This window comes from uncultured Fluviicola sp. (assembly GCF_902168135.1).
Lineage (GTDB): Bacteria > Bacteroidota > Bacteroidia > Flavobacteriales_D > Crocinitomicaceae > Fluviicola.
Map to the genome: position 1 here is coordinate 304742 of NZ_CABHOL010000015.1, position 25643 is coordinate 330384.

Annotated in this window: 22 protein-coding genes; 14 read left to right on the forward strand and 8 right to left on the reverse strand. The window is 41.3% G+C overall.

The features are described 5' to 3' along the window. Nucleotides 1–49 precede the first annotated feature (49 nt). From QZT69_RS04385 to QZT69_RS04395, 3 genes are all read left to right on the forward strand, one after another. On the forward strand, nucleotides 50–595 hold the full coding sequence (locus QZT69_RS04385; RefSeq protein ID WP_294670853.1) for a 4'-phosphopantetheinyl transferase superfamily protein: 546 nt from the start codon (nucleotides 50–52) through the stop codon (nucleotides 593–595). A gap of 83 nt (nucleotides 596–678) precedes the next feature. Further along, entirely contained in the window at nucleotides 679–912 is a 234-nt protein-coding gene (locus tag QZT69_RS04390; RefSeq protein WP_294670857.1) for a hypothetical protein, read from the forward strand. 59 nt (nucleotides 913–971) lie between these two features. Continuing rightward, nucleotides 972–1634, forward strand: a complete 663-nt coding sequence (locus QZT69_RS04395) for a hypothetical protein (protein ID WP_294670860.1) — start codon at nucleotides 972–974, stop codon at nucleotides 1632–1634. Between the two features lie 6 nt (nucleotides 1635–1640). Here the strand turns inward: QZT69_RS04395 and QZT69_RS04400 are convergent, their stop codons facing one another. From QZT69_RS04400 to QZT69_RS04430, 7 genes are all read right to left on the reverse strand, one after another. Continuing rightward, a complete protein-coding gene (locus tag QZT69_RS04400; RefSeq protein WP_294670862.1) occupies nucleotides 1641–2588 on the reverse strand; it encodes an NAD(P)-dependent oxidoreductase in 948 nt (315 codons plus the stop codon). A 29-nt stretch (nucleotides 2589–2617) separates the two neighbouring features. Further along, a complete protein-coding gene (locus QZT69_RS04405) occupies nucleotides 2618–2863 on the reverse strand; it encodes a DUF6327 family protein (protein WP_294670863.1) in 246 nt (81 codons plus the stop codon). Beyond that, a complete protein-coding gene (locus QZT69_RS04410; RefSeq protein WP_294670866.1) occupies nucleotides 2863–3213 on the reverse strand; it encodes a competence protein in 351 nt (116 codons plus the stop codon). Before QZT69_RS04410 ends, QZT69_RS04405 begins: the two co-directional genes overlap by 1 nt. Nucleotides 3214–3215: 2 nt before the next feature. Beyond that, complete coding sequence (locus QZT69_RS04415) at nucleotides 3216–3533, reverse strand: YtxH domain-containing protein (RefSeq protein WP_294670869.1); 318 nt, start codon at nucleotides 3531–3533, stop codon at nucleotides 3216–3218. Between the two features lie 233 nt (nucleotides 3534–3766). Further along, a complete protein-coding gene (locus tag QZT69_RS04420; RefSeq protein ID WP_294670872.1) occupies nucleotides 3767–4207 on the reverse strand; it encodes an Lrp/AsnC family transcriptional regulator in 441 nt (146 codons plus the stop codon). Nucleotides 4208–4655: 448 nt separating this feature from the next. Then, complete coding sequence (locus QZT69_RS04425) at nucleotides 4656–5846, reverse strand: acyltransferase (RefSeq protein ID WP_294670873.1); 1191 nt, start codon at nucleotides 5844–5846, stop codon at nucleotides 4656–4658. 66 nt (nucleotides 5847–5912) lie between these two features. Then, nucleotides 5913–7688, reverse strand: coding sequence for a UvrD-helicase domain-containing protein (locus tag QZT69_RS04430; RefSeq protein ID WP_294670877.1), 1776 nt, complete (start codon nucleotides 7686–7688; stop codon nucleotides 5913–5915). A 520-nt stretch (nucleotides 7689–8208) separates the two neighbouring features. On the opposite strand from QZT69_RS04430, the gene cysS reads away from it, so the two are divergent. The 6 genes from cysS to QZT69_RS04460 all read left to right on the forward strand — a co-directional run bounded on the left by cysS (nucleotide 8209) and on the right by QZT69_RS04460 (nucleotide 15816). Then, nucleotides 8209–9678: a cysteine--tRNA ligase gene (cysS, locus tag QZT69_RS04435; RefSeq protein WP_294670880.1), complete on the forward strand. Its 1470-nt coding sequence runs from the start codon at nucleotides 8209–8211 to the stop codon at nucleotides 9676–9678. A gap of 94 nt (nucleotides 9679–9772) precedes the next feature. After that, nucleotides 9773–10162, forward strand: coding sequence for a ribonuclease P protein component (rnpA, locus tag QZT69_RS04440; protein ID WP_294670882.1), 390 nt, complete (start codon nucleotides 9773–9775; stop codon nucleotides 10160–10162). Nucleotides 10163–10379: 217 nt separating this feature from the next. Then, nucleotides 10380–12020 (forward strand): S41 family peptidase, encoded by a 1641-nt coding sequence (locus QZT69_RS04445; RefSeq protein ID WP_294670885.1) that lies wholly within the window; start codon nucleotides 10380–10382, stop codon nucleotides 12018–12020. A 28-nt stretch (nucleotides 12021–12048) separates the two neighbouring features. Then, a complete protein-coding gene (locus tag QZT69_RS04450) occupies nucleotides 12049–13614 on the forward strand; it encodes an O-antigen ligase family protein (RefSeq protein WP_294670888.1) in 1566 nt (521 codons plus the stop codon). A 167-nt stretch (nucleotides 13615–13781) separates the two neighbouring features. Next, complete coding sequence (gene mgtE, locus QZT69_RS04455) at nucleotides 13782–15131, forward strand: magnesium transporter (protein WP_294670890.1); 1350 nt, start codon at nucleotides 13782–13784, stop codon at nucleotides 15129–15131. A 124-nt stretch (nucleotides 15132–15255) separates the two neighbouring features. After that, nucleotides 15256–15816, forward strand: coding sequence for a fasciclin domain-containing protein (locus QZT69_RS04460; protein WP_294670895.1), 561 nt, complete (start codon nucleotides 15256–15258; stop codon nucleotides 15814–15816). 164 nt (nucleotides 15817–15980) lie between these two features. Here QZT69_RS04460 and QZT69_RS04465 read toward each other — a convergent pair whose 3' ends face one another. Continuing rightward, complete coding sequence (locus QZT69_RS04465; RefSeq protein WP_294670898.1) at nucleotides 15981–18224, reverse strand: T9SS type A sorting domain-containing protein; 2244 nt, start codon at nucleotides 18222–18224, stop codon at nucleotides 15981–15983. Between the two features lie 206 nt (nucleotides 18225–18430). On the opposite strand from QZT69_RS04465, the gene QZT69_RS04470 reads away from it, so the two are divergent. The 5 genes from QZT69_RS04470 to QZT69_RS04490 all read left to right on the forward strand — a co-directional run bounded on the left by QZT69_RS04470 (nucleotide 18431) and on the right by QZT69_RS04490 (nucleotide 25605). Next, on the forward strand, nucleotides 18431–19762 hold the full coding sequence (locus QZT69_RS04470; protein ID WP_294670900.1) for a DEAD/DEAH box helicase: 1332 nt from the start codon (nucleotides 18431–18433) through the stop codon (nucleotides 19760–19762). Nucleotides 19763–19909: 147 nt separating this feature from the next. Beyond that, entirely contained in the window at nucleotides 19910–21526 is a 1617-nt protein-coding gene (locus QZT69_RS04475) for a cell wall metabolism sensor histidine kinase WalK (protein ID WP_294670903.1), read from the forward strand. 2 nt (nucleotides 21527–21528) lie between these two features. Then, on the forward strand, nucleotides 21529–22221 hold the full coding sequence (locus tag QZT69_RS04480) for a response regulator transcription factor (RefSeq protein WP_294670905.1): 693 nt from the start codon (nucleotides 21529–21531) through the stop codon (nucleotides 22219–22221). Between the two features lie 105 nt (nucleotides 22222–22326). After that, on the forward strand, nucleotides 22327–23958 hold the full coding sequence (locus QZT69_RS04485) for an OmpA family protein (RefSeq protein WP_294670908.1): 1632 nt from the start codon (nucleotides 22327–22329) through the stop codon (nucleotides 23956–23958). A 204-nt stretch (nucleotides 23959–24162) separates the two neighbouring features. Beyond that, complete coding sequence (locus QZT69_RS04490) at nucleotides 24163–25605, forward strand: aldehyde dehydrogenase (RefSeq protein WP_294670911.1); 1443 nt, start codon at nucleotides 24163–24165, stop codon at nucleotides 25603–25605. Nucleotides 25606–25643: the final 38 nt, after the last annotated feature.

The following is a 25643-nucleotide window of genomic DNA, read 5'->3' on the forward strand; positions in this document are numbered from 1 at the left end:
ATATACGCTATTTTTGAGGGGAATGTCAGCGATTTCACTCACTTAAGCTATGATAAGCATTATTAACAACCCAAATTCTACCGTGGCTTACTTCAAACAGGAAGATTATGAGAAGCTGCTCAAAGACGGTATTCACAAACGTGCAGTGGAGAAAGGGAGTGTCCAAATGCTAATGGAAAAATTGGGTTATGATGGTTTGGAAATTCAGTATAAGCAAACAGGTCAGCCCTTTTTCAGGAACAATCCGGAATTGTTTTTATCGATTTCACATGCGAAAGGCTGGTATGCTGTAAGTGTTGGTACGGAACCTGTTGGAGTTGATATTGAACCATTCTCATCCCGATTAAAGCAAGGACAGGATTATTTTCGCAATGAGCGGGAACTTCCGTTTTCTGAAAATGAAACAGCGCTTCAATTAATGTGGGGGGCAAAGGAGGCTTTTTACAAATGGAAGGAAGGCCAAATTGCTGATCTGAAGGAAGAAGTAACTTTGGTAAGAATTTTAGAAGAAAAATTGGTAATTGAATTTGAATCAGATGAATACCAATTGGGGTTTCGTGTTTTTGGAGAAGTTTTCCTGGTGTTCACCCTTTAAAAACAATATTTTAAGCTCATTAGTCGATTTCCTTTCAAAATCCGTTATTAATCATAATTTTGAAGCGTTAATGAATACTACCTATGAAAAAATTGACTTTTGGAATTTTACTTATCACAGCCCTGGCTTCCTGTAAGAAAGATTATAACTGCTCTTGCGATTACTATGTGGATGGAGAATATCAGGTGACTAATGATACAAAGATTAACGCCACCAAATACAAAGCAAAAAAGGAATGTAAAGAGATGAATTCCGATCTGACTTTCGGTTTTGGCGGATCCAGCTACTACGCAGAAACAAGATGCAGCTTGAAATAATTTTTTGAATACTTTTGGGAAAGCTGTTTGTTTTTAAAATGGTATTTTTTAATTGTATTATGAAGCACTTGATATTCTCCCTCAGCCTGTTTTTGTCCCTTACTGCCCGGACACAGGTTTTCCATATTCCCGATACCTCGGCTTTACTGGTGAAAACCACTAGTCAGTCTCCGGCGCATTGGTACATTGAAGTTGTTTCTGATATCTCAACAGATACCGTATTGAGATGGAAAGCAACACATTATGATAATGTTCCTGTCGAATGGCAGATATCTATAGACGACCAAACAACTTTTCATTCGAATGTTCAGGTTGGAGACAGTGGTGACTTTAATTTATTGGCGAATCAGCCATTCGCAACTAAATTAATTATCGGCGCAATGTTGAACGGAACTCCCGGACATGGGATTTGTTATTTTGATGTTTACGATCCGGATAATCCTGCAGTTGTACAAGCAATCAGCTACGAGTTTATCGTTACACCTTCTACAAACGGAATTGCAGATTTGAATGATGATTCATTCCTTGAATGGAAGAATGGGATGCTGCTGGTGAAAAACGGGCGGGAAGCTGAATTTGAAGTTTATGATCTTGCTGGAAAAATTGTTGTGAAAAACAAACTAACAAATGCGTTGAAAATTTCTGATCTGCTGAAGGATCAGACTTTATTGATTAAAGTTAAGCTTGAAGATAAAGTTGCTATGATTAAGATTTACAACTGATTCCAATCAATTGTTTTCTTTATCAAGTATTTTGTCAGCTAAAACAGAACTAAGTTTGTAGTAGCTTTCGGAGGTCCAGCCTCCAACATGCGGAGTAAGCAATATTCTGTCGGATTCCAACAGAAACTTCAGTTCTTCATTATCTGTTTGATCAAAGAATTGTTCGAAGGATTTTTTCTCGAATTCATTGACATCTAATCCGGCTGAAATGATTGTTCCTTTTGTTATAGAATCAATTAATGATTTAGTTTCAACTATTTTTCCTCTTGAAAGATTCAGTAAGTAAATTGGTTTGCCCAAAGCATCAAAAAATTCCTGATCGGCGAAGTAAATGGTTTCTTCGTTTTGGGGAATGTGAAAAGAAATCACGTCTGATTTACGCAGAAGGGCTTCTAAAGTTGCTTCGATTACAAAATCATCTCCGAACCCTGTTCTATACTTGTCGTAAGCAAGCAGTGTAATATCAAAACCGCGTAATTTCTTTGCGAAAGCCTTTCCGTTATTCCCATAACCGATTATTCCAACAGTTTTTCCATCCAGTTCGGTTCCCCTGTTTCCTTCACGGTCCCAAATTCCGTTTTTCACATCTCTGTTCGCAGTATGTATCTTATTCATCATGGATAAGAGCATTCCAAGAGCGTGCTCCCCGACTGCATTGCGGTTTCCTTCCGGGGCATTGTAAAGCTTAATTCCGCGACCCGAACAATACATTTCGTCGATGTTTTCCATTCCGGCACCTGAGCGTGCTATGAATTGAAGAGCCGGCGTGAATTTCAGGAAAGATTCGTCCATGGTGAAGCGGGATCTGATTACAAGACCATGCGCATCGCCTAATTGCGATTCACAGTGTTCTCTTGTCCAGTCATGAGCTTCAATGCATTCGTATTCACCGCTTTGTGTGAGCCTTTCGGAAAGAATAGGGTGTACGGTATCAAGAAAGAATACTTTTTTCATGGAATGAATTTAGTACTCCGAAGTTAGGTTTATTCTTTGAACGGTTTGACCACAAACTGTAAAATTATCTTGATCACCTGTTCGATCAGGGAAAAGGTCGTGCGGTTAGTTTCCCCGATATAACCTTCAAGCAGATTTATTGGTCGAAGGTTTTCCCCGGTCTTCTCCAGGTTTAGTTTTATTTTTTGCGCATGGATTTCACGCTGCACCTTTAAAATCTGGAGATCCAGTTCGATTTCTTCAAACGAAGAATATATTTTCGGTTTTTTTTCCATCAGTCGTTGAAGAAGTGTTTGGAAAATGTCCGCAAAAGCGGACGTTCAATGAATTTAAGACGCAGGAACAGGATCAGGATGACCAGGATGAAATATCCTCCGGCGATGATCAAAAACCCCAGGGCCATACTATCCAATGCATTTCCGATGGCCATAGCTGCGGCAATGGATCCGAAAAGGAAAGCAATCATCAGGAAGAAACCAATCACCATCAGCCTGACAACAGTTCTGGTAGATTTCATTACAAACTGAAATCCCCATAACTTATAGTATTGTACGGTGCTTTCTACGTAAGCTTTGGTTTCTTTCTGAATCTTTTGAGTACTTTCTTTTAGTTCTTCAAATGCCATACTTATTTAGCTGATGCTTTTTTAGGTCCCTTCAAAAGTTCCAGTTTTTCTTCCAGAAGGGAGATTAATTCGTCTTTTTCATGAACTCCGCTTGAAATGGCATTATCTAAAAAGTCTCCTACATCCTCACCTTTGCGATGAAGCAGCTGGGCCAGTTCATGATATTTATCCATCAGGTTATCTTTTCCCTTGCCTAAATTATCTTTTAATTTTTGACGGGTTACAGAACCTTTATCGGGAGCTAACAAAATTCCGATACCTGCACCTATTACAGCACCTGCAAGAAGCGCGACGATGATATTTCCTGTGTTACTTGACATGATACTTTGTTTTATGTGTTCCTAATAAATTTAACCAAAAAATCGAGGCAATGTTGAAACCGGTGAATCTTTTAACGTTAATTTTCAGTTTTATACAAACGGAGTTTGCCGGAGCCTATGATTTCATAAGCTTCACTTTCTAATATTAAATGCTTCATTTACATTAATAAAAAAACATGTTGGGTAAAAAAGGCGAGCGTATTACCCGAGCCAAAGAAATTCGTGGCAAAACCCTATTTCAGCTCCGACATCACAAAACTACTGTTTACCTGTCCGATGTGCGGGATCTGTGAGAGTTGGTTCTTCAGGAAATCATGGTAAACTTCCATATTCGCAACTTCAATGATAAGCATGTAGTCCGTTGCACCGGCCACGTGATAAGCATGGATGACCTCCTGAAGCTCTTTTATGGCAGTTTCAAAGATATCGATTCCTTCTTTTTCATGACTTTTCAGGCTCACCTGGCAAACAACTTTCAGTTCTTTTCCAACTGCTTTCCGATTAATACGTGCCGTATATCCTTGTATGACACCCATTCGCTCGAGGCGTTTGATGCGTTCAAAAGTTGGAGTAACCGATAAACCGATCTTACCCGCAACTTCTTTGTTGTTCATTTTTCCATTGGATTGAAGAAGTGTGATTATCTGATAATCAATCGAATCTAATGCCGACATAGTAGTAAGTTTGAGAAAAAAATTCTGGTTTAGACCCTTAAACGGATCAAAAACAGAATGAATAGTCTTCATTTTTCATAAAAATAGAATAATATTCCGTTAATCACGAATCAAGCCAAATTTGATTTTACTTAGCGGTGCTCTTTAGCGGATAAAAATCTGAATTTAAACAGTATGATTCGAATTTTTGTCAAACTGCTCTAAGAGCCGGAATGTTAAAAGATCTTTGTTTTTAGTTGATTTATGTCCTGGTTTTAAACCGGACGCAAATATTTCCACAAAAATTTAACAAACGTCCACACAACGTTTGGTATTACTCTCCGTCATAGGAAGGTGAAAGTGGGGAATTGAAATTAATTAATCACAAAAACAAGAACCCCGGTTTAGGCACTGCTGTCTAAATTACTACTGCTTTAAAACCCGGTTGACGAAATTCGGCCGGGATTTTTTATTCTGATAAATCACCATTGGTAATCAATTTCCCCATCTTTTCTGAGAACCGGATACTGGTCTTATCAATATACTTATAGTAGAAATGTGAAATAAGAAAAGTCGCAGCCATGGATGCAATGAATGAAATGAAGAAGGGAATGAAATAGGTCCCCGGTTTCCATAATCGGAGAAAAATGGTGCATCCCAGTGAACACATCACTGCCAAATGGATCAGGTAAAAGGAAAACGAGATTTTTCCCAGGTATAAGAAGGGTTTTATTGAAAAGAACCGTTTGAAATTTTTCTCAAAACAGATCAAAAACAGCAGGCAAAAGGAACCCAATACATGGAATAGGTCGTAACTATTGGTCCAACCCCAAGCCAAAGGTTTCCAAATACTTTGCTGTACGAACGATCCTTGTGGGTAGGAGCTGAAATAAATTCCTGCAACAAGAAGGAACAGTTTTATAGTGATGCCTTTCCAGCTTTTTGGAAAAGAAAACCCGTCAGCGAAAAGCCTGCTTATGAGTGATCCGAGAATGAAAGCGGCGTAGAATTTTTTATCTGTAAGGAGGATAAGAAATGCGACGATAATATGGAGCAAGATGGATTTTTTATTGTTACCGGATAGTGTCAGAAAGGAAAACAATAATAGCGAACCCAAAAATTCAATGGTCATAGTCCATAATACCGGATTGTAACGGTTGTCATTATTTAGAAATACATCAATGAACACGTTTTTTATCATCACTGCAACAGTTTTCATGTCGGTGAAAAGGCAGTTCAACCAATCTTTTGATTTGGTAATATCTCCCAATTCCCTGTGAGTGAAAAGTCCTGCCTCATGCAGCATATAACACAGAATGATTGATGCGCCAACAGGAATAAGCAGCCTGAAGTAACGTTTGGCGGCATATTCTCTCAAAAGTTTATGACTTCCGGAGCGGTGAAATTTATAACTGAGCACAAAACCACTTAGTACGAAGAAAATAGAAACCGCAAACCCACCGTTGAAAAAGAGATTGAGCGGTGTTCTGGCAATGAGTAGTTCTACCTCGCCATTTCCCAGGTGTATCTGATCCGGATTCAGATAATTAATTGCCGGGAAAAATCCCAAACCGAAATGGTGGAATACGACTATTATCATAGCCACACCACGCACACCATCCAGGAAAGCCAGTTTGTTTTGGGGAGGTTCGCTATTCATTGCAAAGCTAGAATGCACAAATAATGAAATGGTTGGGAATCGGGAAACAATTTTATTTCTGTAAAACTATTCCCGGAGATTCAATTTCTTGATTCGTGAACGAATTGCTCCACTTGTTCTTCCGAAGTGAGCGGACAATTCTTTGACTTTAGTTCCGCCGGCAACTAATGCTGAAAGCTCTGAATCAAAATCAACAGTCCAGGGCTTATAAGCATCCTGGTGCCTGGTTCTGAATTCCTCCACAGAATAAGCTTTCTTCGGGCTGGTTTCGGGAACCGTCAATTCTTCATAAGGCAAATCATGCAGCTCTTCCGGGGAAGGAATGCTTAAAACAGTTATAGTTTGAGAGTTTTCGACAGGTTGGAAAGAAGTGGGAATTAATTTCTGTGGAATGAGCAGTTTGTTTTTGGTTCTGGTAATTGCAACATACAACAGGTTAATTTCTTCATTCAATTTGATTAGGTCAGGCTTGGATGCTTTGAGCTCAGGATGCAGTTTCATCAATTTTTCTTCGGATATAAAATCATTTGCCAATTCGATTGAATCGTATTCCATGCCCTTGCATCGATGTACCGTGGAAAAAATCATTTCAGCCTGGTCCTTGTCATCGTTGGTCAGGTGCTTTTCTTTAATTGTTTTGATAATCTTGGGAATTTCATTGCCATATTCCTTTACGATTTCAACCATCATCCCTAATTCGATATCTTCGGTCTTGGAAATGTATTCCTCCAGTTCCTTCAGTGATTGCATTTCCCGGATCAGTTTATCCCGGATCAATCTTCTGTTATTGTTGTATAAGTTTAGTACGTCATAAAGAGATGCTCCGTCTTCCGCATACGTGTAGGAGTGAAAGTTGCCCTCAAAGTAGATTTTTTGGACGTTTCTGTTATCAGTGACATACTGAATTGCCTTCAATAATAGACCCAAATTGCTACGTGCAATAATTGCTTTGGATTTTAGATCGGTGGTTTTTCCCTGTCCTGAAACGACCGGATTGTTTTCAAAACCCAACAGCTTTTTCCAATTTAATACAGACATTGCAAGATGGGCTATTTCCTCGTTGAATCGAAAGCTGGCAGTCAGGAAAAGGGTTTTGTAATCTGTTTTTTCAAGGGAGTTAACAGCAAACCGCCAGCTGTAAATCTGTTGATGGGTATCGCCCACAATTAGTTTAACGGCTTCTTGCTTAAAGAAAACGTCCAGCATAGCTGCAGAAGCATCCTGGCCTTCGTCGAAAAGAATATAATTGTAATGGAGTATCGGTTTGGATAACTGGAATTTTTTGAGGTAAAAATCATGGGTGATCTCTATTTTTCCGGCGTCCATTTTTTGGTACAGCTCGATTGTTTTCTTTTGAATGTAGCGATAGTGCATCCTTACAAACGCTTTGGCCTTTCGACCTGTAACAATCTCCAGGTAGTTCATCTCTTCGAAACCGGCTTTATCACTGTTGCAGAAGTACGAAAAGAATTTTTTAACATGGTTGGCCAAAACGAATTCGGAATGCTTTTCCTCACTTCCGCTTATTCCCAGAATCTCAGCTATCTCATGGATTTTATATCCCGATGCATTGATCCGGTAAATACTATTCATAACAATGTGACGAAATGCCAGGGAATGGGCAGTTTCGACCGTAACATTGGTTAATCCCTGACTTGTGAACTTTTTCTTAGCGTCCAATTTAACCGATTTGTTGAAGGCCAGGTAAAGAATCCTGCTTTTTGGATTTCGGGTTCTGGCATATTCAATAATGGTGGTGGTTTTTCCTGAACCGGCAACCGCGTTGATTTTTAAATTTCCGGTTTCATTCAGGATTTTTTCTTGTTCTGGGGTTAATTTCATAAAGTGAACAGTTAATAAATTAGTTGTTTAAATGCCTGAAAAAGAGAGTGGTGAATCTCTTCTCCAACAGCTTTCTTATTTAAGTTCAGAAATATTTTGAGAAAAAGCAACATGTGGTCAAACAAAAACATCGCCTCGAAATAGTATATTATTCTGATTTCTAATTTGATACCGCGAACTCCCAATTACACGATACTTGGATATATAGTTCTTACTAAGATCCTTAGCCCTCCTTTTTATTGCAGGATGAAAGTAAAGGGCTTCCATTTCAGTTACTTAGACCGAAAAGTGCTTGTCATTTGGGATCCTGATCCCTTCTTTTCGTGAATAAGTCCGAAAGGGAAGACCGCTCGGAAGACGTAATTGGGATGAAGGCTACCTCGTATTACGTTTCAATGAAACTATACTTCGTCTTCAATTCACTTTGTGGCTTTCTTTTGCTTACTTTTTTTGCCTTGGAAAAAAGTAAGAGGAATTTCTCCATATCTTCGCGCATAAACTTTCAAATAACAGAGCAGCAATGAGCACACATTCCAAAATTCAGATTTACAACAGCCTTTCAGGTGAAAAGGAAGTCTTTAAACCCATTATTGACGGTAAAGTTGGAATGTATGTTTGTGGTCCCACGCTCTACAGCGAGCCGCACATGGGGAACATGCGCACCTTCATCAATTTCGATTTGATTTATCGTTACCTGATGTATGTGGGTTACCAGGTGAAATATGTCCGTAACATTACGGATGCCGGACACATTACGAATTCTGCCGGTGAAGCGGTTGATTCGATTGGAAAAGCTGCGCGTTTAGAGCAAGTTCAATCCCTGGAGATTGTTTACAAGTACAATGTGAAATTCCAGGATCTGCAACGCATTTACAACATGCTCCCTCCGGCTATTGAACCAACAGCAACCGGGCATATACAGGAACAGATCGAAGTGATTGAAAAGATTATTGAAAATGGATTTGCATACGTAGTAAACGGTTCTGTTTATTTTGACGTTCGGGCATACGGCGAGAAATTCGAGTACGGAATTCTTAGCGGTCGAAAAGTAGATGAATTGGCAGAAGAAACCCGTGAACTGAATGCACAGGACGAAAAACGTTTCTTTGCAGATTTCGCTTTATGGAAAAAGGCAAACCCGGACGATATGCAGATCTGGCGTTCACCATGGGGTGACGGAAATCCGGGTTGGCACATCGAATGTACGGCGATGAGCACCAAATATTTGGGAGACAAGTTCGATATCCACGGAGGTGGATTGGATCTGAAATTCCCGCATCACGAAGACGAAATTGCACAAAGCTGCGGTTCTGTGGGAATCAGTCCGGCAAATTACTGGATGCATGCAAACATGTTGAATGTAAACGGGCAAAAAATGTCCAAATCTTTGGGAAATTACTTCCTGCCAATGGAAATTGTGGAAGGAACAACGGAAGTATTTGACAAACCGTATTCTCCGCAGGTAATTCGTTTCTGCATGATGCAGGCACATTACCGCAGTACATTGGATTTTACTCCCGATTCATTGAACGCGGCTGAAAAAGGATTTACACGTTTGTCGGAAGCGTATGAAAAACTGGGTTCTCTGGAAACAAAGGCGGAATCTTCCCAGGACGTACAAGCGCTGGTAGATTCGTTTTACAAAGCAATGAACGACGATTTCAATGCTCCGATGCTCGTTGCGGGCTTATTCGAAGCGGTGAAATACATCAATACCATTTCAGAAGGAAAAGCAACGATAACCGCAGGTGATTTGGAATTATTGACGAAAGAGTTTACCGGTTTTGTGTTCGATGTACTTGGTCTGACCATTGAAAAAGCATCTACAGACAGCGCTTTGACTACTGTAATGGATTTGGTTTTGGACATGCGTAAAGATGCCCGGGAAAACAAAGACTGGAGTACTTCAGATAAGATCAGAGATCGTTTGGCAGAAGCCGGAATCGTTGTAAAAGACGGAAAAGACGGTGTTACCTGGACAGTAAAGTAGAATTTTTGTGTCTCCCCTTGAGGGGAGAATAAGAGGGGTGGCCATCCCCCTTTATCCCCTTCAAAGGGGGAGTTGGATGGTCTTCCTGATTAGTATGAGCGAACATTTCGGAAAAGCATACAAACTCTGCAGTCGGAAAACGATTGATCGTCTCTTTAAGGAGGGAAAGCAGTTGCGTGCATTTCCGTTAGGCGTTTATTACCTGGAAACGGAATTCCCTGAGAAAGTTCCTTTTCAGGTTGTGATTTCAGCACCGAAACGGCAATTCAAACGAGCACATGATCGCAATTATGTCAAGCGCCTGGTAAAGGAAGTCTTACGAAGAGAAAAACAACCTTTGGAGGACGTTTTAAACGCTTCCGGAAAACAACTGGCACTTTTTATCGTTTATACCAATAAAGAAGTTTTATCCTATCCGGAATTGGAGAAATGCATGCGGAAACTGCTCGGGAAACTGCTAGCAGAACTGCAGTCAGCAGAATAAAAAGTGCACCGACCGATCATGTGATTCAACCATTCGTCAAAAAACACAAAAAATCAAGTTTGATTACTAATCTTTCGGTATTTTTACCAGTTTGGAATCCGTTTTTTCGGAATGATTTTTGAAATTAAAATGATCACGAAGAGATCAACCGCAACGGATCGATAAAATCCCGGGTTTCGGTATTAGAGCAGTTTAAGAAAAATAATAGTTAAGAAATATGAAGCAATTCCTGCATGTTTTTGTCCTGGTAACCATCCTTATTGGTTTCAATTCTCCATTAAAAGCACAATCGAACGGATTCGAGGAAATTAAGTCTATGGAGCTCATGGACCTCATTTTTCAGCAGCTGGAGACCAACTATGTGGATGAGATCAAGCCCGGAGAAATGAGTAAAACAGCTATCGATGCTATGTTGAAACAATTGGATCCGTATACGGTTTATTACCACGAATCCAACATGGAAGATTACCGGATGATGACTACCGGACAATACGGAGGCATCGGTGCTTTGATCCGCAAAATGGGAGATTATACCTACATCGCAGAACCTTATGAGGGAAAACCTGCACAGGTAGCGGGAGCAATGGCCGGAGATAAAATCCTCTCCATTGACGGAAAAGACATGAAGGGAAAACCGAGCGATGAGGTTTCTGATGGGTTACGAGGCCCGAAAGGTTCGACCATTCAATTGAGAATTGAACGTGCCGGACAGGAGAAAACCATTTCCATTACACGAGATGAGATCAAGTTGGCTGACGTTCCTTACTTCGGAATGCTGAACAACGGAACAACCGGTTACATCAAATTGAACAGCTTTACACAGACTGCTTCTGCAGAAGTTATTTCGGCTTACGGAAAACTAAAGCAGCAGGGAATGACCAACTTGGTTTTGGATTTGCGCGGAAATGGCGGAGGGTTGTTGATCGAAGCAGTGAAAATCGTGAATATTTTTGTGAAGAAAGGTCAGACAGTGGTTACCACAAAAGGCCGCATTCCTGAAGAGAACAGAACGTACGCAACTTCTGCCGATCCGCTTGATCTAACCATTCCCCTGGTTGTTTTGGTGGACGGTGGTTCGGCTTCGGCATCCGAGATCGTTTCAGGAAGTTTGCAGGATCTGGACAGAGCGGTAATCATCGGAGAGAACTCTTATGGAAAAGGCCTGGTTCAGCGTACATTTGATTTGAAATACGGATCAAAGATCAAATTGACCATCTCAAAATATTACACACCTTCCGGACGTTGCGTGCAGCGCCTGGAATACTATGACAAGGAATTGAGTGATAAGCCGAAAGCAATTGCAGATTCCCTGTTGAAGACATTTACCACGGCAAATGGCAGAAAAGTAATAGACGGACGTGGAATTGAACCTGATATCGTGGTTGAAAAAGACGATTATTCACGCCTGCTTTTGATGTTGGTAAGCAATAATGTGATTTTCAATTTTGCTACTGATTACAAACGCGCTCACGAAACAATTGCTCCGGCAAAGACTTTCCAGCTGAGCAAGGAAGATTACGATGCATTTAAGGCTTATGCTTTGAAGCAGGATTTTACCTATTCAACTGCTTCCGAAGAACAATTGGAACGCATGAAAAAAACGGCTGAAGATGAAGGTTATTTCGAGGACATCAAAGCTGATTATGAACAGCTCTTGTCCAAGGTAACTCCGTCTAAAGAACGTGACCTGGATAAGTTCAAAGATGAAATTACAGAGATCTTATCCAGTGAGATCGTATCGCGTTACTATTATCAAAACGGTCGTGCGGAACAAGCATTCCAATACGATAAAGATGTTCAAAAAGCATTGGAAGTTCTTTCGGATCCTAAAAGAGTAAATACTATTCTCGGAAAATAAGCGTTATCGATTTATATAGCGATTACTTATGCTGGATAAACTGACCGGGAAACCCGTTCATTATTATATTCAATTGGTTGCAATGATGGGAATTGCGGCGGGATTACCCTTCAGTAAGATTCCGCTTTCCATCGGAACGATGCTTTTAGGCCTCAATGTTATCTTGCTTTGGGATTGGAAAAAAGTTTGGAAAAACTGGACTTCAAATCGCTGGATCTGGCTGCTTTTTTTGTATTTCATCATGGAAATTTGCTCCGTTCTGTGGAGCTCAGATAAGCATGAAGCATGGAATATGATTAGAAGGGAATTGACACTTTACGCCATCCCATTAGCAATTATCGCCATTCCTTTAACGCAGTTCAAACATTACAAATGGGTCGTTTTGAGTTTCCTGACGGCCGTTTTTCTAACCAGTTTTATCAACGTCGGGACTTATTTTCATTGGTGGGGATCTAAAGTTTACGACGATATCCGAAGTCTTTCCCTGTTCATTTCTCACCTGCGCTATGCCATGATGATCGTGCTTGCACTTGTCTTTTGTGCCGCATGGTGGATCCGCAGATTTCCCTATCGATGGGTGGCAGTTTTATTGGCAGCATGGTTCGTTTATTATACTATTATTTCCCAAATCGGAATGGGGGTTTTTACACTTTCGGGCATTGTTTTGATGATGTTTTGGTTTAAGGTAAAGTCGATCAGAACTCGTTGGATAAAAAGGACATTTATCACGGCTTTCGGAGCATGTATTTTGTTCGTCGGTGTTTTCCTGTATATCAACCTGCAGCCCGTTCCGCATAAAATAGAAGTTAAACCTGAGGATTATGTAAAGAAAACGGTCAATGGAAATCAGTACACCTTTGATATCCTTCCAAAGATCAACTGGGAAAACGGATATCCGGTCCAGGCATTTATCGCGGATGAAGAATTGGAAAAAGAATGGTCCAAAGTTTCCGGGGTGAGCTATGATACGGGAGTGGATTTAAAAGGAAATCCGATTCGGAATATTTTGTGGAGGTACATGACTTCCAAAGGCCTGCGAAAAGATTCGTTGGATTTTCAAAAAATGAGCAAGCAGGATATCCGAAATGTGGAATTGGGATTTGCCTCCGTTGAAATGGCGAAGGGCGGAATTTCAGCACAATTGTACCGCATGCGCAGCCAGTTGAAAGATGCAGAAGACCCGAACGGAAAATCACTCCTGGAAAAAATAGAATCCCTGAAAGCCGGGATTACCATTTTAAAATCACATCCGCTCATCGGTGTTGGTATCGGTGATATGAAACCGGCATTTGCAGAAGCATATAAATCCAATCATTCGAAGCTAACCCCTGAAAATCAGCATTTAACTCACAATCAGTTTCTCACAACCTGGATTGCGGCAGGGATCATTTGCTTTATTGCCTTTATTGCTTTGTGGTTTATTCAACTTGCTGTGGCTTTACGGATCAATGCCTTTGAATGGACCGGATTTTTGGTCATTACCATGCTGTCGTTTTTGATTGAAGATACCCTGCAGACCCAGACAGGTGTTTCGTTTGCAGCGTTTTTCTTCGCCTTTTTTATCACAGGCAGAAACTTGTTGTATAAGAAATAGTTTAAATGGAACTGTTTAAACTCTTTGAGCCCTCGGAGGTCTAAGAGCGAAGAAGATTTGAACGATTGAACCTTTTGGAGCATTCCTGATATTTAATATTCACGTAATCCGGCAGGGGTTGCTTCTTGGCTTTGAAAGACTTACTTTTGCACCAAAATTGACTATCCATGCGTTTCGAACTAACGAAAGAATTTCTAGAGCGCATCCGACAAGCTATCTCGTCGGAGGATGATCAATGGATCAAACAGCACATTACAGATCTTCACTTTGCAGATATCGCTGAGATCATGGATGAATTGTCCATGGAGCAGTCGAAGTACCTCTATTATCAATTGGATGAAGAACTTCAGGCGGATGTCCTGATGGAATTGGAGGAGGAAGTAAGGGATCGTTTCCTGGCTTCTCTTTCTACCAAAGAAATGGCGGAGCAGCTGGAGAACCTGGATTCTGATGATGCCGCAGATATTCTCGGAGAACTTCCGGATGAAAAGATCCAGGAGGTAATCTCTCAAATGGAAGATGACGATGCCGCGGATGATATCGTTGACCTCTTAAATTACGATGAAGATACTGCCGGGGGATTGATGCAGAAGGAGTTTATCCAGGCCCGTTTAGACTGGCCGGTAAACCGGGCATTGGTCGAATTACGAAGACAAGCGGAAGACGTTGAACAGGTTTATACGATCTATGTTATTGATGACCTGAATAAACTGGTTGGAGTTCTTTCCCTGAAAAGACTGCTTTTTGCAAGTCCGAAAACACCGATCCGAGATTTGTATGAAGGAAAGAACCTGATTTTCGTTACTACAAGCGACTCTTCCGAAAAGGTTGCCAAAGTGATGGAGAAATACGACTTGGTTTCTGTGCCGGTTGTAGACCTGCAGGGAAAACTGGTTGGCCGCATTACGATTGATGACGTAGTCGATGTGATCAAGGAAGAGGCAGATAAAGATTTCCAGTTGGCTTCTGGGATCTCCGAGAAAGTAGAATCGAATTCAAGTGTTTTCCGTATTTCAAGAGCGAGACTTCCCTGGCTTCTGATCGGAATGCTGGGAGGGATCCTGAGTGCACAGGTGATTTCGCGTTTCGAAACAAACATTACCCATCTTCCTGCATTGGCATTCTTTATTCCGCTTATTACGGCAATGGGCGGAAATGTCGGAGTACAGTCATCTGCAATTGTAGTACAGTCGCTGGCGCGCGGCAATGATCCTTTTGATAGTATCCTTTCGAAAGTTGGAAAAGAAGCTATAGTAGGTTTGGTAAACGGGCTGCTTTGTTCTTCCCTGATTTTTGGAATATCTTATTTCTTTAATGATTACCGCCTGGCGCTTGTGGTGAGTATTTCCTTATTAACAGTAACGATTTTTGCAGCAATCTTCGGAACGATGATCCCGCTGATCTTAAATCGCTATAAAATTGATCCTGCACTCGCAACCGGGCCGTTCGTTACTACCACCAATGATGTGTTGGGGCTGTTTATCTACTTTACCGTAGGACTTTTGCTTTTGAACTAATCTGCTGAATAAAAGTAGTTTATAAGGTTTAGAAAAAATAAGTTCAATTTTTTTTCATTTTCTGAAATCCAAAACTTTTTTCAGGTCGTAACTGAGTCAAATTTAAAATTCAAAACTTACGATTATGAAAAAGGGATTATTATCAATTGCGTTAATTGCTTCAACAGCATTGTTTTCTAACTCATTCGCTCAGAATGTAACAGTTATGGTAGGGGGTGAATCTATGTATCCTGCAAAGAACATTGTTGAGAATGCGGTAAATTCAAAAGATCACACAACATTGGTTGCAGCGGTAAAAGCAGCTGGTTTGGTGGAAACTTTACAAGGGAAAGGACCTTTCACAGTGTTTGCACCGGTAAATGATGCATTCGAAAACCTTCCTGCCGGAACAGTAGAGACTTTGTTAAAACCTGAAAACAAAGCGACGTTAACAAAAGTATTGACTTATCACGTAGTTGCCGGAAAGATGGACTTTAATACGATTGCTGCAGCGATTAAAAAGGGAGGTGGAAAGGCAGAAATGGCGACCGTTTCCGGAGGTAAATTGTGGGCAATGATGAATGGTGACCACAACATTACTCTTAAAGACGAGGCGGGAAACGTTGCAAACATCTCTACTTACGATGTTTACCAGTCTAATGGAGTAATTCACGTAGTAGACAAAGTATTGATGCCTAAAATGTAATTTCTGCGGTAAAATCTTGAACAAATTGTAAAACTGAGTTACTTCGACCGAATTCAGGATAAAACCGCTAACTCATAGCAAGAGTGACCCTGGCTCCCGGCGATCCTGTCGCGGGACGCCAGGGTTTTTTATTGGAATAAGCTGAAAAAGTTCAGAAATAAAACCTATTCCACTACCAATTTATCTTCCAGGGAGATTTTCCCTTTCCGGATACAGATAATGTAAGTGCCTTTCTGCAGGTTCAATTTATGGAACGGAATTACCTGGCTGCCTTTCTCGAACGAATACATTTGTTGCAGTTCTACTTTTCCGGCTATAGATATCACTGAAACTGTATAGTCTCCATTTTCAGGAATATCTGCACTAACGGTAAAATTGCCTTTTGATGGGTTCGGTGAAATAGAAATTGGTTTGGAAGAAACCTTTTTCTCCAGTGATCGGATATCTGAAAGTTTCTCCTCGTTATTGATATCTATTGTTGCCAATTGGTAGTAATTGATACCGTCCAGTGGATTTCGGTCTACAAAGGAATAGGATTGCGGGCTCTCGGAATCTCCCTGGCTTGGGATCCGTCCGATTTCTTCGAATTGCAAATTGTTTCCGGCTCGTAAGATGATAAAGTGACGATTCTCCTTTTCGAAACTCGTGGTCCAGTTGACTAATGCATCATCTCCCGAATGAGAAACTTCAAAAGCGCTTAGATTTACTGCCAAAGGACAGGTAATTGTAAATGTGGCTGTTCTGACAGTACCACAGGCGTCCGTTACTGTGGCCGTGTAAGTGCCCGGACCGTTGGTAACAGTTAAGGTACTGCTGTTTGCACCTGTATTCCACGAATAAGTATATCCCGGAACTCCGTATTGGGCCAATGGATTTAAAAGGGTTGTTCCGGAAGCGCAAGTTGCAGCCGCAATGGTTGTAGAACCATTTCCGGTAGCGGTATTTCCCAGCGTTTCTGCATTTCTTCCCTGGATGGTTACTCTCCAGTTGTACATGACATTGCAGGAATTTGAGGCATAGTTGCAGTTATCGTATCCGTAAAAATTACTGCAGTAGGAACGGTTGCTCAGGATAGTAAATGATAAATTCTGGTTGCTGCAGGATGGAGTATAACATTGAGCAAGAGACTGGGTTCCGGAACTGGCAAATGGAAGGGTTGGATTCCATTGCCCGTAATCGTCACAGGTTGGAGCTGCGCAGGTCCAAATAGTTCCAGGTGCTGCAGTGGGAGAAATTCCGCCGCAAGACGAGGTGATCCAAATTTGTGCTTCGGACATCCAGCAATCAATAATGGCCCCAAAATCCAGGTAATCATCCGAGCAAAAATCGGTGCGTACGTCCCAATAAGCGGAAACATCCCATGGTGTGGTTCCCCCGGGAAATGTAACGTTCAGGGTGTTTGAACAAGAGGAAGGTGATGGCAGTGAACCCAATAAATTATTCGCTGAAGAAATAGGTCCGACAACAGTTACCAGCGGATCAACTGTAATTGGATATACTTTTGCCGGATCATTCAATTGGGAAGAATCACATAAAATTTCAAGATTACTTCCGTTCAATGTATATGGATTGATCCAGGAGTTTTTATTCCCGGAAGCATCATGACACCTTGCCAGGTTGAATTTTATTTCAGCTTCTCCGGTATAAATATTTTCAAAAATTACCGGTCCGTTTGCAACCAATCCGCCTGTATGGATAAAACCATTCAAATGGTCAGGAATGTCAAGCTGGTCAATAAAAGTAAGCTGCTTTACATGCAGGTTCTCCCGGATAATGAAATCCGATTTGATGCCGCCTTCCATAAAGATGATTTTTAGATCAATTCCGGGAAAAACATCCGTGATATAGGCTCCCTCGTTTCCAATGGTGATCTGGGACCAGTTTGATTGGTAAACTGAAACGGAATTGTCCGTGTTAACGACTCTGAGCTTGTAATTGTTGAAGGAAAAATAGACTTCTCCCAGTTTGAAAGAGGTAAGTTTGCCGGCTACATCCAGAGTTGTTTGGCAAGCCTGCGTTCCGGATTCATAAAGCTGGGGAGAAACAGCATGAAGTGTAGGATCGATAGCGCGCCATAACCCATCTTTAAGTAGATTGATAGGACCGGCCGCTTTTTCTATGTAAAAATAAGTCGGGTTATCCAGATCGATGTAATAGCGGGAATCATAAGTCCTTTTGCTGATATCTTCCACCACATTCTTACCGTATGGAGCACCAAAAGTCAATTTTCCGAAATCCGGATGAGTGTGAAAACTTTCCGGATTGTATTTTTTCCCATTTTCTGATGAATAGGTGCGTGGATTGATGAAATCAATGTTTGCAGACATTGGTTCAAAAATACTTACTTGTGCCAGAGACTGAAGCAGAAAAGATCCTGAGAAAATTGCGCAAAGAGTCAATTTATTCATAGTAGTAGCTGTTGTAGTAGTATATTGCCATTCAGGCAATTAATGGGGTAAAAGTATGTTTTTTTTTAGTGAACAGCTTTATTTTTCCTGTTAAAAAAATATTGATATATCATTGATTTTCAACTGGGAGGACTTGCTTTTCAGAAAGTATGAGGCTTATCGGGCATTCAAAAATGGATTGCTTACCTTTGTAAAAAATTTCCCGCATGACATTTCACGATCTGAATATTAAGAAACCGATCTTAACGGCTTTAGATGAGCTTGAATATACTACACCAACTACTATTCAATCTGCTGGATTTTCAGTGATGATGTCCGGAAAGGATGTGATCGGATTGGCTCAAACCGGTACGGGAAAAACCCTTGCTTACCTGCTTCCGATGCTTTCTTTATGGAAGTTTTCGAAAGAACCGCATCCGCAGATACTGATCATTGTTCCAACAAGAGAATTGGTGGTCCAGGTAGTCCGTGAGGTCGAAAAACTGACTCCATATATGAATGTCGTTGTTGGTGGTGTTTACGGTGGAGCGAATATCAATACACAAGCAGCAATGGTTTTGCAGGGATTAGATGTCCTGGTAGGAACCCCTGGTCGTATTTTCGATTTGACAGCCAATGGTTCTTTGCAGTTGAAACACGTGAAAAAAGTGGTTATTGATGAAGTGGATGAAACTTTGAATCTTGGATTCAGACCGCAATTGATGCGCATTTTTGAACTGCTTCCGGAAAAAAGACAGAACCTGTTGTTCTCGGCAACACTTTCGGAAGAAGTAGAGGCTTTTCTCGATAGTTATTTTGACAATCCGGTGAGAGTTGAAGCTGCTCGTGCAGGAACTCCGCTTGAAAAGATCAGGCAGGAAGCAATTGCAGTCCCGAATTTTACTTCCAAAGTCAATTTACTCAAGCATCTGCTTGAAGAAAATAAAGAAATGACCAAAGTGCTGGTTTTTGTCTCTTCGCGTGTCTTAGCAGAAAAATTATTTGATGAGCTGGAGCCGATTTTCAATGTCGAATTGGGAATCATCCACTCACAGAAAGCACAAAATTTCCGATTCAACACCGTTAATCACTTTGAGAATGGTATTTACCGGGTATTGATTGCTACTGATTTGATCGCTCGCGGTATTGATGTGACTGACGTGACACATGTTTTCAACTTTGATATTCCGGATAATGTCGAAAATTACATCCACCGGATTGGTAGAACCGGCCGTCAGGATAAAGAAGGGCATGCAATCAGTTTTGTTACGGAGAAGGATAAAGAATTCTTTGGCCAGATAGAGAAGTTCATGAATAAACAGGTAGCAATCAGCGAATTTCCGGATGAGGTGGAGCTGTCCGAACTGATTTTGGAGTTCGAGAAGCCACAGGTTGCTATGAAAAACACCCTGGTGAAAACACCTTCCAAAGATGAGGCAGGGCCTGCATTCCACGAAAAGAAAGCTAAGAACAAAAAGGTCAATGTGCGCTACAATCACAAGAAGGCGATGCAGGAGAAATACGGGAAGCCGAAAAAACGAGGGACTAAAAAAAAGTAATTTGAATTGAAAATGTAGAATTGACAATTGAAAAGAAGAAACCGAAGCTTTTGATCGAGAAAGGCTCCATCCTTTTCAATTCTTTTCATTTCCCAAAAAACGTTAAGTGAATCGTTAATTTTAACATTTCACCTACATTCGTTATCTATGATTAAGATTCGGATCAATCTCGTAATTACAGCAGTATGGATTGCCATGCTGGCACTTTTGTTGATCCAGATCTTTCAAACGCTGCAATTGTATGACCGAAAATCGGATGATTTTAAAAGTAAGGTCAATACCGCCCTGGAACGCATAGCGATCCGTTACGAAAAAATTGAAGACGTACGCAGGTATTCAAGCCTGATGAGTAAAGATGTATCCGGTCAATACAAAGATGTGCTGAAGGAGGAATTCCAAAACCTGTTCGAAGTAAAAGAATCCATTTCAATAAGAGACACCGTGCTTTCTGTAAAGGGAAAGTTGGAAAATTACCTGATCGTAACCGGGAATAGCTACGATTCCATTTCAGGGTTATACTCAAAACAGGAAGTTCTGGCGCGGGATGTGCGGCAGATCCACGAATTATTCGACGGCGGGGGAATGAGCTTGTTCCATAAGGATTCCGTTCGGGCGGCTTATCACCTGGATCAGCGCGTGATGCATAAAATTGTCAAAAAAGCGAAGTACATCAACGAATTGATGGTGGAAACGTTTAGGGACAATATGTACCTGGATCCGGAGAAAAGAATCGATTTGAAAATCCTGGATTCGGTGATCCGGAAAGAGCTTGTGACGGATAAACTTCCGGATGATTTCAAGTTTGTGATCGTGGAAGAGAACAATGAACCGGTGAAATTCAAACAGCAACTCGCAGATTACGATGCAAAGCTGGATACTGTTAAGACGCATACCACGATGTTGTTCCCCAATAAGATTTTGGAAGACAAATTGTTTTTGCATGTGAATTTCCCGAAGAGTAAGTTTTTCGTCCTGAAGTCGATGGGAAGCCTGCTCATCGTGAGTCTCATTCTTGCAGTCTTGATTATCATCACCATTTCGTACATGTTCCGTACCATTTTGACCCAAAAGAAATTATTCGAAATGAAAAACGATTTCATCTCGAATATGACGCACGAGTTTAAAACACCGATTTCAACTATTTCACTGGCTTGTGAGGCAATGCATGATCCGGCAATGATGGGCGGACAAACAGAAAATGCAGCGCCATTCGTGAAAATGATCCAGGAAGAGAATAAAAGATTAAGCGTTTTGGTGGAATCTATCCTGCAAAGTGCAGTGATCGACCGGGGTGAATTGAAAGTAAAAATGGAACAGGTTCCGGTCGTTGAAATCATTCAATCCGTTGCTAAAACAGCGTCCTTCCGGATTGCCGGTTTGGATGGCGAACTGATCCTCCAAATGCCCAAAGAAGAAGTCTATATTGAGGCAGATCGCATGCATTTTACCAATATGGTGAACAATTTAGTTGATAATGCGATTAAATACAGTAAAGACAAGATCCATGTTACGGTGAAACTGGAAGTTTTTGCCGATCGACTCGAATTGTCCGTGATTGATAAAGGAATTGGAATAAAACGTGAACATATCTCGAAAATATTTGATAAATTGTACCGAGTTCCGACCGGAAACGTTCATAATGTGAAGGGCTTCGGTTTAGGACTAAGTTATGTGAAAGCGCTTTCTGACATGTTCGGATGGAGTGTACATGTGACAAGTCAAGTGGGAGAGGGTTCAGAATTTCGTGTAACAATAAAAAGATAATTATGGCTAAGCAAAAATCAATTTTATTAGCAGAAGATGATGACAATTTAGGTCAATTATTACAGACATTCCTTAAAACGAAAGGTTATCAGGTAGAACTTGCACGTAACGGAAAGCATGCATATGAAAAGTACACAGACGGACATTTCGATTTCTGTATTTTTGATGTGATGATGCCTGAAATGGATGGTTTTACCCTTGCTAAGGAAGTAAGGTTGATTGATCCTAAAATTCCGATCCTTTTCCTGACTGCAAAAGCAATGAAAGAAGATAAACTGGAAGGTTTTGAAAGCGGTGCGGATGATTATATGACGAAACCTTTCACCATGGAAGAGTTATTGGCACGAATCGAAGCAATTTTAAGACGAACAGCTCCTTCTGATAATGATGAAAATGAAATGCAGCAAATCGGGAATATCCAGTACGAACCGGTATCGCGCATTCTTCACCTGAAAGAAGAAAATAAAAAGCTTACCACGAAAGAAGGACAGCTGCTTCACCTTTTGTGCAAGAACCGAAACGAAGTGCTTGACAGACAGGCAGCTTTGCGCGCAATCTGGGGAGATGACAACTATTTCAACGGTCGTTCGATGGACGTGTACATTGCAAAACTGCGTAAACTGCTGAAAGAAGACGAGCGTATTGAGATTTTGAATATCCACGGAAAAGGATTCAAATTGATTGTTCACGAATAAGAAACAAGTTCAATAGTTCGGGAAGTTCAAAATTCCAATAGCTATTGGTGTCAAATTTGAACATTGAAACTTTTTGAACGTTTTTACAGTATATTCGCTTTTGTGATGCGAAAGAGAAACTTGAAGACTCGTCTGCCGCAGTGGACGGGTCTTTTTTCATTTCAGGTGAAAACTGCCTTGTTACTGCTGCTATTGGTTAGCAAACAAGATGCTTTTGCACAGGAAACATTCTCTATCTACTATCCGAGCGGCGATTATAAATTGCTGGAAGATAATAAGCAGGAAATCAATAAGTACATCTTTTCCCAAAACCTGAAAAAGATCGATAGCCTGCAAGTCATCGGATATGCAGACTCCACCGGAAAGAAACGCCTGAACATGCGGCTTTCCCGGAAGCGGGCAGAAAAAGTCAAAGAGTACCTGGAAAAGATCCTCCCGACTAAAACTCCCGTTTCGAGTTTTGCCCGCGGCGAAGAAAACGCTCTCCGTAATCCAAATGAAAATCATAGAAGGGTTGAAATCCACCTGTTCTTCGCGGGTAAAAGATTGGTAGAAGACTCAACGGAACTTTATGAGTACTTCGGAAATACCAAAACCTGCTTCGTGCTTTCCGATTCGATCATGAAGAATTGCAACATCATCCGTTTTAATGACGGCAGGTCCAATATGGTGATCCTTGAAATGGAACCGCATTTATTCTCTAAAAACCAGGTTTATTATACGCTTACGAAGGGTTCGCAATACGCTAAAATCATTAAATGGAAACTGGAAATGAGCGGAGAGGGCTGGTGGCGTCACGAACGTTACAGGGCCCTTGTAAAAGAAGCGGATTTTGAAGCTTACGGTGTTCTAACCAAGCGGAAAGTCCAGGTTGATTACAACGAATGCATTATCTGTGAAAAAGACATGAATGCTCCTTTGAAGTTGAAATCCGAATTACTTCCGGAAGTTTATGTCATGCAGCATCTGCAGTTGAGAAAGAAAATGCTGGATGGAGAATACCTGGTAATAGTTCCCCGGGATTACGTTACACCTTCGAGATCCTATTATTTCGATCGAAATTATGATCAGCCGATTGAATGGCGCACCAGGTTTGGGATCAGGAACAGACCTTATTATTTCGCAAGTGTTCCGGCGGAATTTCTGAAACATAAAGATTGGAATGTTTACTCCAATCGCTCTACCTGCATTCCAACGGGAGATTCATTAAAGATCAATTATCCCCTGGATACCCTTGGTCCGCATCCATGTCTGCCCGAATCCAGAGGCGGATTGAATGCCCTGGAATATGGAGCGGAAACTTCCTACTGGAATTACGATTTTCGGGCAGCAGCTATTTCTGCTTATGTGCAGTACTCAGGTACGCGTTTTGAGTATAGTTTGAATGTTGGCGTGGACCTTAAAGCAAGAATCCAGGCGATGGTGAAAACGGATTATTTGATTTTCTCCTTCGATCCTTACAAGCAAATAGTTATTGGAAATGCCAACCGGTCTATGATCCACGATTTCCACCCCACATTGGCTGCCTACGCGGGAACAAACCTGACTTTCCTGAATGACCGTTCAAATGCCGGGCTAATCCATGCTTTGTACATCGGTGCGGCTTACAAGAACAATCCGTTTTCGTTTGCATTCGACCGTTTCTACACGAATGTGGGGATTTCTACGAATTACCTCCATTCCGGCGGATTGAACTTTTCATTGTACTTGCAAGTCGGCGTGAAATTTAAGATCTAGGATAGATTGGTTTCCTAACCGTTAAACACAATACTGTGCAATTCGTAATTACTCCCCAATCACTTTCGCACTAACGCTTACGCAGTAGCTTGTGCCGCCGCTAAAGCTTTGGCGACATGCGGTCAGCGAAGGCGCAACGTTTGTCGTGATTGCGTCTTCAAAAGCGTTCGCTTTTTCTTATCTTTGCAAAAGAAAATAGAAATTATGATTCGTCTTCAAAACTTTATCAACGGAGAATTACTTGCACCTGTTAAAGGCCAGTACATCGATAATTACGAACCTGCAACGGGTAAAGTGTATGGTGAGATACCAAATTCAACGGAAGAGGACGTGGAATTAGCTGTTCAGGCGGCTGAAAAAGCATTTCCCGTTTGGTCCAATATGACCAATGAAGAACGCGGGGCAATTATGATGCGCATCAGTTTGGGAATTGAAAAACGCATGGATGAATTCGTGGCTGCAGAATCCCGCGATAACGGAAAACCGCTTTCATTGGCAGCACATGTGGATATTCCGCGTGCTGTTTCCAATTTTCATTTTTTCGCAACTGCGGTAGAGCACTTTGCCTCCGAATCGCATTACATGGAAGGAATGGGAATCAATTACACCACCCGCAAACCGATCGGAGTAGTGGGCTGTATTTCTCCCTGGAACCTTCCTTTGTATTTGTTTTCCTGGAAAATTGCACCGGCTTTGGCTTCCGGAAACTGTGTCATTGCAAAACCTTCTGAGATTACGCCATACACAGCTTACTTACTGAGTGAAGTGGTAAAGGATAGCGGTATGCCGGCAGGTGTACTGAATATCGTTCACGGTTTAGGCCAGCATGCCGGAGATGCAATCGTCAAACATCCGAAGATCAAGGCAATTTCATTTACAGGTGGAACTAAAACAGGTGAGTACATTGCCAGAACTGCCGGACCTATGTTCAAGAAATTATCCCTGGAACTGGGAGGAAAGAACCCGAATATCATTTTTGCAGATTGTGATTTTGATGAAATGATCAAAACAACCGTACGTTCCTCATTTGCCAATCAAGGGCAGATCTGTTTATGCGGATCGCGCATTTTTATCGAACGAAGCATATACGATAAGTTCAAAACGGCTTTTGTAGACCGTGTAAATCAATTAACGGTATCCAATCCTTCTGATCCGAACGCAAAAATGGGAGCCGTTGTTTCCAAACCGCACATGGAGAAAGTACTTTCGTACATTGATTTGGCAAAAGAAGAGGGCGGAACAATCCTTACAGGCGGAAAACGGGTAGTTTTAGATACTCCGTACGACGAAGGTTATTACATCGCTCCTACAGTAATCGAAGGTCTTTCATACGACTGCAGAACGAACCAGGAAGAAATTTTCGGACCGGTAGTGACTCTGACACCTTTCGATACGGAAGAAGAGGTCCTTATGATGGCCAACAGCACACAATACGGACTCAGTGCGACTATTTGGACATCCGACTTGAAAAGAGCGCACAGAACAGCAGATAAAGTGCAGGCCGGGATTGTTTGGATCAACTCCTGGCTGGTTCGTGATCTGAGAACACCGTTCGGAGGAGTAAAAGCATCCGGAGTAGGAAGAGAAGGCGGCTGGGAAGCCCTGCGTTTCTTTACCGAAGCGAAAAATGTGTTTGTTCCTTATTAATGCAAAATGCAAAATGGAAATGAAAAATGATTTCCCCT

What these genes read in the sequence shown, in the direction of transcription:
- QZT69_RS04390 (WP_294670857.1), top strand. Translation starts at nt 679, where the DNA reads ATGAAAAAATTGACTTTTGGAATTTTACTTATCACAGCCCTGGCTTCC.
- QZT69_RS04415 (WP_294670869.1), bottom strand. Translation starts at nt 3,533, where the DNA reads ATGTCAAGTAACACAGGAAATATCATCGTCGCGCTTCTTGCAGGTGCT.
- QZT69_RS04490 (WP_294670911.1), top strand. Translation starts at nt 24,163, where the DNA reads ATGATTCGTCTTCAAAACTTTATCAACGGAGAATTACTTGCACCTGTT.
- QZT69_RS04475 (WP_294670903.1), top strand. Translation starts at nt 19,910, where the DNA reads ATGATTAAGATTCGGATCAATCTCGTAATTACAGCAGTATGGATTGCC.
- QZT69_RS04400 (WP_294670862.1), bottom strand. Translation starts at nt 2,588, where the DNA reads ATGAAAAAAGTATTCTTTCTTGATACCGTACACCCTATTCTTTCCGAA.
- QZT69_RS04410 (WP_294670866.1), bottom strand. Translation starts at nt 3,213, where the DNA reads ATGGCATTTGAAGAACTAAAAGAAAGTACTCAAAAGATTCAGAAAGAA.
- QZT69_RS04405 (WP_294670863.1), bottom strand. Translation starts at nt 2,863, where the DNA reads ATGGAAAAAAAACCGAAAATATATTCTTCGTTTGAAGAAATCGAACTG.
- QZT69_RS04385 (WP_294670853.1), top strand. Translation starts at nt 50, where the DNA reads ATGATAAGCATTATTAACAACCCAAATTCTACCGTGGCTTACTTCAAA.
- QZT69_RS04430 (WP_294670877.1), bottom strand. Translation starts at nt 7,688, where the DNA reads ATGAAATTAACCCCAGAACAAGAAAAAATCCTGAATGAAACCGGAAAT.
- QZT69_RS04470 (WP_294670900.1), top strand. Translation starts at nt 18,431, where the DNA reads ATGACATTTCACGATCTGAATATTAAGAAACCGATCTTAACGGCTTTA.
- QZT69_RS04445 (WP_294670885.1), top strand. Translation starts at nt 10,380, where the DNA reads ATGAAGCAATTCCTGCATGTTTTTGTCCTGGTAACCATCCTTATTGGT.
- mgtE (WP_294670890.1), top strand. Translation starts at nt 13,782, where the DNA reads ATGCGTTTCGAACTAACGAAAGAATTTCTAGAGCGCATCCGACAAGCT.
- cysS (WP_294670880.1), top strand. Translation starts at nt 8,209, where the DNA reads ATGAGCACACATTCCAAAATTCAGATTTACAACAGCCTTTCAGGTGAA.
- QZT69_RS04395 (WP_294670860.1), top strand. Translation starts at nt 972, where the DNA reads ATGAAGCACTTGATATTCTCCCTCAGCCTGTTTTTGTCCCTTACTGCC.
- QZT69_RS04480 (WP_294670905.1), top strand. Translation starts at nt 21,529, where the DNA reads ATGGCTAAGCAAAAATCAATTTTATTAGCAGAAGATGATGACAATTTA.
- QZT69_RS04485 (WP_294670908.1), top strand. Translation starts at nt 22,327, where the DNA reads ATGCGAAAGAGAAACTTGAAGACTCGTCTGCCGCAGTGGACGGGTCTT.
- QZT69_RS04460 (WP_294670895.1), top strand. Translation starts at nt 15,256, where the DNA reads ATGAAAAAGGGATTATTATCAATTGCGTTAATTGCTTCAACAGCATTG.
- QZT69_RS04465 (WP_294670898.1), bottom strand. Translation starts at nt 18,224, where the DNA reads ATGAATAAATTGACTCTTTGCGCAATTTTCTCAGGATCTTTTCTGCTT.
- QZT69_RS04420 (WP_294670872.1), bottom strand. Translation starts at nt 4,207, where the DNA reads ATGTCGGCATTAGATTCGATTGATTATCAGATAATCACACTTCTTCAA.
- QZT69_RS04450 (WP_294670888.1), top strand. Translation starts at nt 12,049, where the DNA reads ATGCTGGATAAACTGACCGGGAAACCCGTTCATTATTATATTCAATTG.
- rnpA (WP_294670882.1), top strand. Translation starts at nt 9,773, where the DNA reads ATGAGCGAACATTTCGGAAAAGCATACAAACTCTGCAGTCGGAAAACG.
- QZT69_RS04425 (WP_294670873.1), bottom strand. Translation starts at nt 5,846, where the DNA reads ATGAATAGCGAACCTCCCCAAAACAAACTGGCTTTCCTGGATGGTGTG.